Genomic DNA, 12,155 nt, shown 5'->3' with positions numbered 1-12,155 from the left:
GTTTTAAGCCCGCTTATCATAGGGAGCTGTCTGCACAAAGTACAGTACATTTACACAGAAAATCATAGGATTAAGTCTTATGCATACTAAAATTTGGTCATAAAAAAGCCTTCACAGTGGAAGGCTTTTTTAAAACATTAGAGGGTGGTTTGATGATGTTTCTTACTGTATCGAATTGACAAGATCGCAGTAATGCTCAGCACCAACACAATAAAGCCCAGTGAAATCCAAATTGGCATATGGAACACATCCAACATGAGCATCTTAAAGCCAATGAACACTAAGATAATACCTAAACCATACGGGAGATAATGCATCTTGGTTGCTGCACCAGACAACAAGAAGAACATCGCACGTAGACCCAAAATCGCCATTAAGTTTGCAGTCAATACGATAAACGGATCAGAAGTCACCGCGAAAATTGCAGGAATGGAATCCACTGCGAAAATCACATCCGACGCTTCAACTAAAATCAACACCAAGAATAGCGGCGTTGCCCACAACATCCCGTTTTGACGCACAAAGAATTTATTGCCGTGCATTTGCGGGGTAATCCGCATATGTTTACGTAGCCATTTTAAGATGGCCATATCTTCGATATTGGTTTCTTCTTCGTTTTGTCCTTTGAAGAATTTGAAGCCCGTATACACCAAGAACGCACCGAAGATATATAGAATCCATGAGAACTCTTGCACGAACCATGCGCCAATAAAAATAAAGATGGTACGTAGAATAATCGCGCCCAAGACACCGTAAAGCAGTAATTGGCGTTGTAATGCAGGTGGGATGGCAAAAGCAGCAAAGATCATCAGCCAGACAAAGACGTTGTCGACGGCTAAAGATTTTTCAAGTAAATAACCTGCGAAGTACTCCATGACCTTGGTATTGGCCACAGTGACACCTGCAGTTTGTTGTAAATACAGCCAGAGACCTGCACCAAAGAGTGATGCGACGGAGACCCACGCAATACTCCATAACGCGGCTGTTTTGATTTTAACTTCTTGGCCTTCTTTTTGTTTAAAGCCTAAAAAGTCGATCAGTAGCATCACGGTAACAATGCCGAAAAAAGCAAGGTATAGCCATAAATTGCCGATAGATTCCATGAAATCCTCCACATCCAGCAATCGGCCACAAAAAAACCTTGACCTGCTGCCAGATGAAATAAAACATCTGTGACAACATGATCAAGGTCTTGCCTACATTTTAGCGTATGTAATTTGTGCGCTAAAATGCTCAGATACCGACTTTTTGCAAAGTGTAATGACGATAATCTGACACGTGAAAGTGATGCATGGCATGGATTTTTCACGTTTGGAGGAGGCTACTCCCCTTGTTCAACATAAATTTGGTTTTGGATTTGATCCAAAAGTGAGCTAAGCATCGCATATTTTTATGGTTTGAGCAAATATTAAAGAAAATTGTAGATGAAATATAAATGAGACAAAATTTTGCTTCAATTTGTGGCAAGCTAAAAAAAACAGTAAACCGAAGAGGAATAATAATGAAAATTCAACATCAAGAAACAGGTAGTAAAGGCGAAGTTTTTGTTGAGCAAGAAAACGAGCGTGTGGCGGAAATGACTTATAGTTGGGCTGGGGATGATAAATTTATCATTGACCACACTTGGGTCAGTGAGTTACTGCGTGGGCAACATGTGGGGCGTCAGTTATTGGATGTTTTGGTTAACTTTGCTCGTGATAAGGGCGTGAAAATTTTACCTTTGTGTCCTTTTGCCAAATCGGTATTCGACAAAGATCCATCTATTCATGATGTTTTATTCCACTAAGATAGAAAACTATAAATCAATCCATTCAATGAGTGTGCTATGCAATTTCAACATGTAGATCGTGATCAAAAAGGTGAGTTTTTTTTAAATAATGCAGACGGTCAGCGCATTGCTGAAATTAGCTATATTTGGCGGGACGAGACAACCATTGATGCCAACCATACTTGGGTCGATGATTCACTGCGGGGGCAAGGCGTAGCACGTTTACTGTTAGATACTCTGGTTGATTTTTCACGTGAGAAAAACCTTAAAATTATCCCGACCTGTTCTTATGTCGATGTGATGTTTCGCCGTGAGAAAAGCTTTGAGGATGTTGCGGCTTAGTTGTTCATGGCATTCACTACGGTTTTAAGCGTTAAGCTAAAATGAGATCAATATAGCTGCTATTGCAGTTCTAATTTGTACTTTGCAGTGCTGAAGATAATGGAATTAAAGTATATGAAGACGCTTTTATCTATTGGTCTATTTAGTTTAGTTGCCCCCTTATTGCATGCTGAAGACTGTGTGAAATTTGAGGAAAAGGCAGAACAAAAAGAAGTCCAGATCATCCCACGTTGGGGCATGAAAGTGATTGTTCCAACCAGAGTGTATTTTCATTCAGCACCGAGTAATGCTTGTAAAATTAAAGATCTGTTTATGATTAAAAATGACCATATCACTGCTTATAGCACCTATGATGATGGCCAAGAACAGTGGGTTTCGGTCATGTATTTCAGCAAGCGTTTGGGAGACACGGTTCAAGGTTGGGCAAAACTAAAAGACTTTGAATATACGGGCACGATGTCTGGTTTTTAATTGAATAAGCTTGTAAAAAAACCGCAGATTGAACTGCGGTTTTTTTCGTCTAAGAGAGAATAGCTTATTCTGCGTTTAAGGCGCTGATCAATTTCTGGTGTAAACCACCAAAGCCGCCATTAGACATGATCACGACCGCATCGCCCTCACCTGCATCACTGACAATGGTCTGGATAATGTCATCTAATGTACGTGCAACTACGGCCTTGTTCGGTGCGGCTGCAATGACAGGTTGTAAGTCCCAGTCCAAACCTTCTGGCTGATACCAAATCACTTCATCGGCCAAACGTGCAGAGTGCGCAAGTCCATCTTTATGGCTTCCCATGCGCATGGTATTTGAACGAGGCTCAATAATTGCCCACAATTTACGCTCGCCTAAACGCTTACGTGCGCCTTCTAGCGTAGTATCAATTGCGGTTGGGTGATGGGCAAAGTCATCATACACTTCAACGCCACGCACCGTGCCTAAAAGCTCCATACGGCGCTTCACACCACCAAAGTTAGACAGTGCTGCGCACGCTGTTTCAATGCTCACGCCAACGTGTTCAGCCGCAGCGATAGTCGCCAATGCATTGGCCACGCTGTGCTGCCCTGTCATGTTCCATTGCACGATGCCTTTTACCACGCCGTGTTGGAGTACTTTAAAATGTGAACCATCCGCACTCAGTTGTTCGGCATACAATTCAGACTTGTCGTGAGCCTCTAAAGAGGTACGAACCACAGGTGTCCAACAGCCCTGTTCTAAAACTTCATCAATATTGCTTTCAGTAATAGGCGCAATAATACGACCTTCGCTAGGAATGGTACGAACCAAGTGATGGAATTGTTTTTGAATCGCTGCTAGATCATCAAAAATATCGGCATGGTCAAATTCAAGGTTATTTAAAATGGCTGTTTTGGGATGGTAATGCACGAACTTCGAACGTTTGTCGAAAAAGGCAGAATCATATTCATCAGCTTCGACACAGAAGTATTTGCCAGCACCTAAACGTGCACTTTCAGAGAAACCTAAAGGTACACCGCCAATGAGGAAACCTGGCTCTAAACCCGCCTGATCCAATACCCAAGCCAACATGGTGGTGGTGGTGGTTTTGCCATGCGTGCCTGCTACGCCAAGTACGTGTTTACCTTGAAGTACATGATCGGCCAAAAATTGCGGGCCTGAAATATACGGCAAGCCTTCATTGAGCATGTATTCAACGGCATCAATCCCACGTTTCATCGCGTTGCCCACGATGACCAAATCAGGATGAGGTTGCAAATGACTGCGGTCATAACCTTGCATTAAGGTAATGCCTGCATTTTCGAGCTGGGTGGACATAGGAGGATAAACGTTTAGATCAGAACCCGTCACTGTATGGCCAAGATCACGTGCTAAAAGCGCTAAAGACCCCATAAAGGTGCCACAAATACCCAAAATATGCAGATGCATTCCGCCTCACTCCACTGCTTTTATAGACACATCACGTATTGTTGGTGCTGTTGTCGTGATTAATTCGATGTGAAAGCAACCATAGCAAGGCGCTTAGCGAAAAGATAGTGATTCTTGTATCTAATCGTTTAATTATTCTGCGGCTTGAACAGCGCTTTTATTTTGTAAAAAAACCATCTGAAAAGTGCAATATTTGCTGAATTTTTTAATGAAAAACGTAAAATAAATGTTCCTAATTCCAGTGAAGTTTCTTCATGTCCCTACCCTTTATTTTATTGATTATTGCCAACTGTTTTATGACACTTGCATGGTATGGACATTTAAAATTTTTACCGGGGGTGCCGCTTTGGCAAGCTATTTTATTTAGTTGGTTCATCGCGTTGGTGGAATATAGTTTTATGATTCCTGCGACCCGTATGTTGTCACAGCAAGGCTGGTCGATGGGCGAAATGAAAATCACCCAAGAAGTGGTGACGTTATTGGTTTTTGTCCCCTTTATGCTTTTCTTATTCAAACAGCCTTTTAAGCTCGATTATTTGTGGGCGGGACTGTGTTTATTCGGTTGTGTGTATTTTGTTTTTCGCAGCCAATAAATCAAAAAATGAGCTACTGCCCTATTTTTATTTAAGTTTTATGCTACGCCATAAAAAAATAAGAAAAATCTGCATTTAGTTTTACGGTTAAATTTTGGAGAGCTGAAAAATCAGTCTATAATACGGGGCTCTTATTAAAGCTTGGCGCTAGTCGAGATTTATCTCTCTTAACTATCTCTGGAAACATTGCAATGAATGCGGCCGCTTCACAAGACACTCCTCTCGTTGGAATTATCATGGGTTCTCAATCAGATTGGGCCACTCTCGAACACACTGCTAATATGCTTAAGCAACTTGGCGTCCCATTTGAAGCGGAAGTTGTGTCTGCGCACCGTACGCCAGATCGTCTTTTTGAATATGCTGAACAAGCACGTGACCGTGGTATCCAAGTGATTATTGCAGGTGCAGGCGGTGCGGCGCATTTACCAGGAATGTGTGCGGCGAAAACTGATTTACCTGTACTGGGTGTACCAGTGAAGTCTTCGATTTTAAACGGTGTTGATTCACTGTTATCCATTGTACAAATGCCAGCAGGTATTGCAGTGGGCACCTTGGCGATTGGTCCAGCAGGTGCAACCAATGCTGCGATTATGGCAGCGCAAATTTTAGGTCTAACACGTCCTGAGATTGCAAAAAATGTAGCAGATTTCCGTGCTGCACAAACTGACAAAGTCGCAAGCAACAATATTCCAGGCCAAGCTTAATACGGGGCATTCCTCATGAATAAAACCATCGGTATTTTTGGTGGTGGGCAGCTGGGTCGCATGATGGCGCAAGCGGCTTTGCCACTAAATATTCAATGTACATTCTTTGATGTGAGTACAGACTGTCCTTCAGCGGCTTTAGGAACGGTGATTTCAAGCAAAACTGAAAACGGTTTACAAGACTTTATTGCTAGCGCAGATGTCTTCAGCCTTGAGTTTGAAAATACGCCTTTGTCTGATGTTGATGTTTTGACCAAGCAAAAAGATATGCATCCGCCACGTCAGGCTTTAGCCATTGCACAGCATCGCTTGTCTGAAAAAGCGTTATTTGATGCGCTTGAGATTCCTGTTGCACCTTATAAAGCGGTAGATTCACTAGAAAGCTTAAACGCTGCGGTTGCTGAGTTAGGTTTACCGATTGTGCTGAAGACAGCCACAGGCGGCTATGATGGCAAAGGTCAGTTCGTATTGCGTTCTGAACAGCAAATTGAACAAGCGTGGGCTGAATTGGGCCCTGCAGGCAGTTTAATTGCAGAAAGCTTCGTGACCTTCTCGCGTGAAGTTTCGATCATTGCGGTACGTGGCCAAAATGGTGATGTGAAAACGTGGCCATTGGCTGAAAACCATCACCATCATGGTATTTTGTCACACTCGATTGTCCCTGCACCGAATAGTGCGGACTTACAACCTGTTGCACAAGACTACATCACTCGCCTATTGAATCATTTGAATTATGTTGGTGTGTTGACCTTAGAACTGTTTGTTACAGACCAAGGTTTGTATGCCAATGAAATGGCGCCACGTGTGCATAATTCAGGACACTGGTCGATTGAAGGCGCAGTATGCTCTCAGTTTGAAAACCATATTCGTGCAGTCGCAGGCTTACCCTTGGGTTCAACTGAAGTGGTTCGCCCTACGGTCATGATCAATATTATTGGTCAGTATCCACAGTCTGAACAAGTCTTGGCCTTAGAAGGTGTACATCTACATCTTTATAATAAGCAAGAACGTGAAGGTCGTAAGATTGGTCACCTGACTTTAATGCCGAATGACATTGCTCAACTTACGACGCTATGTCGTCAGTTGGCGAAAATTTTACCGAATCCATTGGCACTGAGCGAAGATATGACTATCTAAAGCTTCAGTTGTTGTTAAAAAAGGCGATCACAAGAGTGGTCGCTTTTTTATTTGGATTCATTCAGGCATGATTGCACCTCTTCGATAAAAGTAACCGTTAATCGGATCAAAATTAAAATAAATTGCGTGTTTTTTATCCGTTTAGATAAAATCAGGGCATAGAAAAATAAACTGAAAGCAAAATAAAGCGAGTTTTGTACAGAGATGCACGTTTAAAACAGAGCCCACAATTGAATGTGACACTGATTTTCACCTAAAAAAGCTGAACCAGCAGAAATCTCAGTTAACTTGATTCTGTGGATATCTTTTTAGGCGTGTTTTGAATTTAAAAAATAGAAGTAAAAAATTTGAATTCAAAAGCGCATTTTAAATTTAAATCGAATGTTTAAATTTAAAAGCCTTGATGCTGTTTGAATTTAAATTCAAAAGAATAAATTTAAAGACCGCTGAATGAATTTAAAGTTTTGAATTTGAAAATGTTGAGTTTGGTTTCTGATGGTTGATTCTTTTTATATTGTTGATTATTAACATTAAAGATGAGTTGTGGATAAATAAATTCAAATCAAGATGATTGAATTCAAAGCACGTTTTGAGCTGGAGTTTGTTTTTGAATTCAACGGCTGAGACTTGTGGTGTTGTGGATAAGTGATTTTAAATTTAAAAGATGATTTTGAATTTAAATTATTATCAATATTCATTTACGTTTTGATTCAGAAAAGTGAAATTGAAAGTGTTAAGGTAAAACGCATAATTTAGAGATAAAGAATCATTAGGGATTTTATGCACCGTTTTGCTTTTCTTTTAGGTTCAATTTTTTTAGCGGTGACTCAGGCAAATGCTGAGCTTATTATTAATGGTCAAAAAGTTGCGGGCGGTTCAAATGTCGCAAGCTCCGATTATAGCCCTCAGAACTCGTTTCAAAGCTGTATTGCCAACTTAAAAAGCCAAGCGATGGCGAATGGTGTGTCTGCATCCACTTATGATCGCTACACGCAAAATTTAACGCCTGATTATTCTGTGATTGAAAAATTAAATTACCAACCTGAATTTTCCACGCCGATTTGGGATTATTTGTCAGGATTGGTGGATGATGAGCGTGTTGCGGTCGGTCAGCAAAAATTGGCGCAGCATCGTGACGTGTTGAATCGGGTTGCGGCAGCGTATGGTGTGCCTGCGGAGACCGTGGTTGCTGTGTGGGGTGTTGAAAGTAATTTTGGCGATATTTCAGGTAAATATCCATTATTACAAGCTTTAGGCACATTGAGCTGTGAAGGACGCCGCCAAAGCTATTTCCGGGGTGAGTTTTTTGCCGCGATGCGCATTTTACAGCGTGGCGATTTAACTGAGTCGCAACTGAAAGGCTCGTGGGCAGGCGCGTTTGGTCATACCCAGTTTATGCCATCGACGTATGAAGAGCTGGCGGTAGATTTTGATGGTGATGGACGCCGTGATTTGGTGTCGAGTACCACAGATGCTTTGGCATCAACAGCCAATTTCCTCAAAAAACGCGGCTGGCAAACAGGGCAACCTTGGGGATTTGAAGTAAAAAATCCACAAGCGATTTCTCTGAGTGGTGAAAGTCGTCGCAATAAGAAGTCCTTATCTTACTGGATGCAAAATGGCTTGGTACGCGCAGATGGCTCAGCGTTAATTCAAGGCAATTTATCCTCTAGTTCGCAAGCGGGGCTGATGGCACCCGCTGGTGAAAATGGTCCACTGTTTTTAGTGTTTAAAAACTTTGATGCAATCTATAGTTATAACGCAGCAGAAAGTTATGCATTGGCGATTGCGCATTTGTCAGACCGATTACAAGGGCAAGGCGGGTTTAGCACAACTTGGCCAACCGATGATGCAGGCACTTCGCGTTCTGAACGTCGTGAAATTCAGCAGTTTTTACTGAACCGCGGCTATGATATTGGCGCGGTGGACGGTTTGATTGGTGATAAAACGCGCCAAGCGATTCGACAGGAGCAGATTCGTTTAGGTTTAAGTCCGACGGGACGAGCAGGGCAACAAATCTTAAAAGCCTTCCGTCAGGAAAATGCCAAGTTAATGATGCGTTAACATTAACAGGAAAAAATCGTTGATATAGATAAAAAGCCAGTCAGGTGAATAACCGACTGGCTTTTTTGATTTGCTTATGTTGCGTCTAAAGGACTAGAAGCGCGGTGATGTTTAAACCGCAGTAATCGTTCCAAGAATACGGTCGCCCTGTGCGCCTGTCACTGCGGGTAAGTTGCCATTGAGTTGCTGGATAAAACGCATGGCCAACCAAGCAAAGGCGGTGGCTTCCACCCACGTTGGGGCTAAGCCAATCGCGGAGGTGGTTTGGACAGACCAATTGTGCTTACGTAAGCGCCAACGTAGTTGTTCTAAAAGGTGTGAATTATAGGCACCACCACCACAGACGTAGACTTCACCGGTATCCATGTCAGAGCGATAGATGGCTTTTTTTATGGCACGTGTGGTGAGCTTCATTAAGGTAGCTTGAACATTTTCAGGGCTGTCTTCAAGCTCGTCGTATTCAAGGTCATTGCGCCAGTCGGCAATTTGTTCATCTAACCATTCGAGGTTGAAGTCTTCACGGCCAGTGCTTTTCGGTGGTTCTTTGGAAAAATATTCATGAGATTGTAGGCGATCAAGTAGGCTGCGAATCGGATGGCCGTAAGCTGCCCAATTGCCATTTTCATCGTAAGGCTGTCCAGTAAAGCGTTCACACCAAGCGTCCATTAAAATGTTGGCTGGGCCTGTATCAAAACCGTAGACCTGATCAGGTTGGCCTGCGGGCAACATACTGACATTGGCGATGCCACCTAGGTTTAAGATGACGCGATGAATGCTTTCATGTTGGAACATATCTTGGTGAAACGCAGGAACCAGCGGGGCACCTTGTCCACCTGCGGCCATATCACGACGTCGAAAGTCTGAAATCACCGGAATTTGGGTGATTTCAGTGATGATGTTTGGGTCACCAATTTGCAGGGTAAAGCCATGCTCTGGGCGGTGGCGAATGGTTTGTCCATGTGAGCCAACAGCTTTGATTTGACTACGATCTAAATGACTTTGTTCAATCAGTTGATTGATGCCTTCACCAATCATTTTTGCTAAAGCCACATCTGCCTTACCCATACGGTCGATTTCGTTGTCACCAGACAAAGTGAGTGCCATCAGTTCATCGCGTAAATCGGGATCGAAAGAAAGAGTGAGGGTGGCATGAAGCTGCAATGGATCAAAAGAAGCAGCAACAATATCAACACCATCCATGCTGGTGCCGGTCATTACCCCAATATAGATCGCTGTCATGATTATTCTAAAGCCTGCAATGTGCTGAAAAAGTGTTAGTATATCGCACAAATTGAATAACTGATGTGTTTGGGTTTTGTGATGTCAAATTTCCTGCCGGCTGAAGAACAACTTGCTCTCATTCAACGAGGCACGCATGAAATTATTTCTGAAGAAGATCTTCTGAAGAAATTAAAAGAAAATCGTCCTTTAAAAATTAAAGCGGGCTTTGATCCGACTGCGCCTGACTTGCACTTGGGGCATACGGTTTTAATTAATAAACTGAAAACTTTCCAAGACTTAGGTCATGATGTGACCTTCTTGATTGGGGACTATACCGCGATGATCGGTGACCCGACGGGCAAAAGTGCAACACGCCCACCATTGTCGCGTGAGCAAGTACTTGAAAACGCAAAAACCTATCAAGAACAGGTGTTTAAAATTCTTGATCCGAATAAAACCAAAGTACGTTTTAACTCAGAATGGTTTGCAACCAAAACAGCGGCTGATTTAATTCAGTTGGCATCACAGCAAACGGTTGCACGTATGCTTGAGCGTGATGACTTCACCAAGCGTTATAACAACCATCAACCGATTGCAATTCATGAGTTTTTGTATCCATTGGTTCAAGGTTATGACTCGATTGCTCTTGAGGCAGATGTGGAGTTAGGCGGTACAGACCAAACCTTTAACTTATTGATGGGGCGTACACTTCAGGGTCGTTATGACCAAGAAGCGCAAGTCTGCATTACGGTGCCCATCCTCGAAGGTTTAGACGGTGTGAACAAAATGTCTAAGTCTTTGGGTAACTATATTGGGGTATTTGATGCACCAGGGGCGATGTATCAGAAAGTTCTTTCGATGCCAGATGCTTTAATTGAACGCTATTTCGATTTACTCAGCTTTAAATCCGTTGAAGAAATTAAAGTCCTGCTAAACGAAATTGCTGAAGGGCGTAATCCACAAGAAGTGAAGAAAATTCTAGCACTTGAGTTGGTAGAGCGTTTTCACGGTGCAGAAGCTGCAGAAAATGCACATAAAGGTGCAGGCAACTTGATTACTGAGGGTGAATTACCCGAAGGGACACCAGAAGTAACCATTTCACGCGCTGAATTTGGTGGCGAGTTGTTTATTGCAACGATTCTTCGCGTAGCGGGCTTAAACCCAAATGCTGCAGCGGCAAAAGATGCCGTGGGTCGTGGTGCGGTCAAAGTTGACTGGAAAGTGGTTGATATGAGTTTCTCTGTTAAAGAAAATGTCACTTTAATTATCCAGTCGGGTAAAAAAGCCATTGCAAAAGTCACTTTTACGGACTAATGCTATTCATCTATAAATGTTAAGTTGTTGATATAAAAGCAGGCTTCGGTCTGCTTTTTGTTTTTTATGCGTTATAAAAAAATCAAATAACCAAATTCAAAAAAAACCTTATAAAAACAATACTTAAATTTTCCCTTAAATATTGCAATTTAAAATGAGAGTGTATAAGATTTCAACGTCTAGTTTGTGTTTTAACATATCTAGAGGGTCAATAGGAATAACTCTCCACAGTTTTCAAGTCTCTTCCCCAAGGGACTTTTTTTAAGATAACTATAATAATGACATCTATGGATCAGATAACGATCTAACTCAGAGGAAGAGGTTTTGGGAGAGATCTCTTCCTTTTTTATTGGCAAAAATTTAGTTTTTAAAATCAATTACACGCAGACAAAGAACGAATTGCCATAGATGTTGAGTACAACGGACTCATTTAATACGAGTTCGTGATATAGCACTGTGTTTTTACTTATATCCAGATACTTCGTATTATTAAGTTTTATCGCAAATATTGTTGCAGCACTGTTTTGAATTATCTTGAATGAGGTATAGATAGAAGAGGGCTTTTTATTATTTGCATTAAATAAAAGACAAAAGAAGTATTTGCGCTTATGGAAAGCAGAGTCCTTTCACATTTTTAACTGGAAATGTGGGGGAATATAGTGATTTTGGGATGTAATGTTTGTACTCAATATAAAAGAGCGACATCTTTAAAAAAAATACTGTCTTGAAATATACAAATCAAATGAATCGCGGAATGTTCAGTCTGAAAAGGGTTGCTCAAAATTTACTGGAAATAGTGGCAAGCCAAAAATAAAGCCTACTGATTGAATTTTAAGCCTGAAAATAGATTTAAAGATTGGAAACGAAAAGCTTATCTTGTAAAAAATAAGAGAAAAAATTATAAATATGATCAAAAAATAGATGAAAAATACGATTTTTGCTGGGTTTTGTAGAAAAAACCAACGCCTGTTTCAAATAAGTGAATTTGGGGGTTGCAAAGCTTTAGAAATCCACTAGAATGCACCCCATACCGACGAGATAGACGGAAACGAACGAAGCACGAAGTGCTGAGTTGTTAAGTATATTGAGTCCAGCTTCTATCACTGACG

Annotated in this window: 11 protein-coding genes; 8 read left to right on the top strand and 3 right to left on the bottom strand. The window is 41.6% G+C overall.

Annotation, left to right across the window (positions count from 1 at the left end):
• Positions 1-137 precede the first annotated feature (137 nt).
• Positions 138-1,103, bottom strand: coding sequence for a TerC family protein (locus ACE01U_RS14810; RefSeq protein WP_086210951.1), 966 nt, complete (start codon positions 1,101-1,103; stop codon positions 138-140).
• Between the two features lie 398 nt (positions 1,104-1,501).
• On the opposite strand from ACE01U_RS14810, the gene ACE01U_RS14805 reads away from it, so the two are divergent.
• The 3 genes from ACE01U_RS14805 (at position 1,502) to ACE01U_RS14795 (ending at position 2,581) form a co-directional block, all read left to right on the top strand.
• Positions 1,502-1,786, top strand: a complete 285-nt coding sequence (locus tag ACE01U_RS14805; protein ID WP_087528469.1) for a GNAT family N-acetyltransferase — start codon at positions 1,502-1,504, stop codon at positions 1,784-1,786.
• Positions 1,787-1,825: 39 nt separating this feature from the next.
• Complete coding sequence (locus ACE01U_RS14800) at positions 1,826-2,110, top strand: GNAT family N-acetyltransferase (protein WP_004697494.1); 285 nt, start codon at positions 1,826-1,828, stop codon at positions 2,108-2,110.
• 114 nt (positions 2,111-2,224) lie between these two features.
• Positions 2,225-2,581 (top strand): hypothetical protein, encoded by a 357-nt coding sequence (locus tag ACE01U_RS14795; protein ID WP_395579829.1) that lies wholly within the window; start codon positions 2,225-2,227, stop codon positions 2,579-2,581.
• A 64-nt stretch (positions 2,582-2,645) separates the two neighbouring features.
• Here ACE01U_RS14795 and mpl read toward each other — a convergent pair whose 3' ends face one another.
• Positions 2,646-4,013, bottom strand: a complete 1,368-nt coding sequence (gene mpl, locus ACE01U_RS14790) for a UDP-N-acetylmuramate:L-alanyl-gamma-D-glutamyl-meso-diaminopimelate ligase (protein WP_110975404.1) — start codon at positions 4,011-4,013, stop codon at positions 2,646-2,648.
• Between the two features lie 254 nt (positions 4,014-4,267).
• Here mpl and ACE01U_RS14785 point away from each other — a divergent pair, with 254 nt between their 5' ends.
• The 4 genes from ACE01U_RS14785 (at position 4,268) to ACE01U_RS14770 (ending at position 8,511) form a co-directional block, all read left to right on the top strand.
• Positions 4,268-4,606, top strand: a complete 339-nt coding sequence (locus tag ACE01U_RS14785) for a DMT family protein (protein ID WP_004977754.1) — start codon at positions 4,268-4,270, stop codon at positions 4,604-4,606.
• Positions 4,607-4,797: 191 nt separating this feature from the next.
• Positions 4,798-5,310, top strand: coding sequence for a 5-(carboxyamino)imidazole ribonucleotide mutase (gene purE / locus ACE01U_RS14780; RefSeq protein ID WP_004697498.1), 513 nt, complete (start codon positions 4,798-4,800; stop codon positions 5,308-5,310).
• Positions 5,311-5,325: 15 nt separating this feature from the next.
• On the top strand, positions 5,326-6,447 hold the full coding sequence (locus tag ACE01U_RS14775; protein WP_395579828.1) for a 5-(carboxyamino)imidazole ribonucleotide synthase: 1,122 nt from the start codon (positions 5,326-5,328) through the stop codon (positions 6,445-6,447).
• A 780-nt stretch (positions 6,448-7,227) separates the two neighbouring features.
• Positions 7,228-8,511, top strand: coding sequence for a lytic murein transglycosylase (locus tag ACE01U_RS14770; protein WP_395579827.1), 1,284 nt, complete (start codon positions 7,228-7,230; stop codon positions 8,509-8,511).
• A 111-nt stretch (positions 8,512-8,622) separates the two neighbouring features.
• On the opposite strand, the gene ACE01U_RS14765 is transcribed toward ACE01U_RS14770, so the two are convergent.
• On the bottom strand, positions 8,623-9,750 hold the full coding sequence (locus tag ACE01U_RS14765; protein WP_395579826.1) for an anhydro-N-acetylmuramic acid kinase: 1,128 nt from the start codon (positions 9,748-9,750) through the stop codon (positions 8,623-8,625).
• A gap of 63 nt (positions 9,751-9,813) precedes the next feature.
• On the opposite strand from ACE01U_RS14765, the gene tyrS reads away from it, so the two are divergent.
• Entirely contained in the window at positions 9,814-11,046 is a 1,233-nt protein-coding gene (tyrS, locus tag ACE01U_RS14760) for a tyrosine--tRNA ligase (protein ID WP_110975401.1), read from the top strand.
• The last annotated feature ends 1,109 nt before the right edge of the window (positions 11,047-12,155 follow it).

Origin of the sequence: Acinetobacter halobius (assembly GCF_044130335.1) — a bacterium.
In the GTDB taxonomy this organism is placed as follows: Bacteria; Pseudomonadota; Gammaproteobacteria; order Pseudomonadales; family Moraxellaceae; genus Acinetobacter.
The sequence above is the reverse complement of the archived record's forward strand: the minus strand, read 5'-3'. Positions and strand labels throughout refer to the sequence as shown.

Bases quoted from the DNA above. Each gene is read 5' to 3' on its own strand.
- ACE01U_RS14810 (WP_086210951.1), bottom strand. From the start codon at position 1,103: ATGGAATCTATCGGCAATTTATGGCTATACCTTGCTTTTTTCGGCATT.
- ACE01U_RS14805 (WP_087528469.1), top strand. From the start codon at position 1,502: ATGAAAATTCAACATCAAGAAACAGGTAGTAAAGGCGAAGTTTTTGTT.
- ACE01U_RS14800 (WP_004697494.1), top strand. From the start codon at position 1,826: ATGCAATTTCAACATGTAGATCGTGATCAAAAAGGTGAGTTTTTTTTA.
- ACE01U_RS14795 (WP_395579829.1), top strand. From the start codon at position 2,225: ATGAAGACGCTTTTATCTATTGGTCTATTTAGTTTAGTTGCCCCCTTA.
- mpl (WP_110975404.1), bottom strand. From the start codon at position 4,013: ATGCATCTGCATATTTTGGGTATTTGTGGCACCTTTATGGGGTCTTTA.
- ACE01U_RS14785 (WP_004977754.1), top strand. From the start codon at position 4,268: ATGTCCCTACCCTTTATTTTATTGATTATTGCCAACTGTTTTATGACA.
- purE (WP_004697498.1), top strand. From the start codon at position 4,798: ATGAATGCGGCCGCTTCACAAGACACTCCTCTCGTTGGAATTATCATG.
- ACE01U_RS14775 (WP_395579828.1), top strand. From the start codon at position 5,326: ATGAATAAAACCATCGGTATTTTTGGTGGTGGGCAGCTGGGTCGCATG.
- ACE01U_RS14770 (WP_395579827.1), top strand. From the start codon at position 7,228: ATGCACCGTTTTGCTTTTCTTTTAGGTTCAATTTTTTTAGCGGTGACT.
- ACE01U_RS14765 (WP_395579826.1), bottom strand. From the start codon at position 9,750: ATGACAGCGATCTATATTGGGGTAATGACCGGCACCAGCATGGATGGT.
- tyrS (WP_110975401.1), top strand. From the start codon at position 9,814: ATGTGTTTGGGTTTTGTGATGTCAAATTTCCTGCCGGCTGAAGAACAA.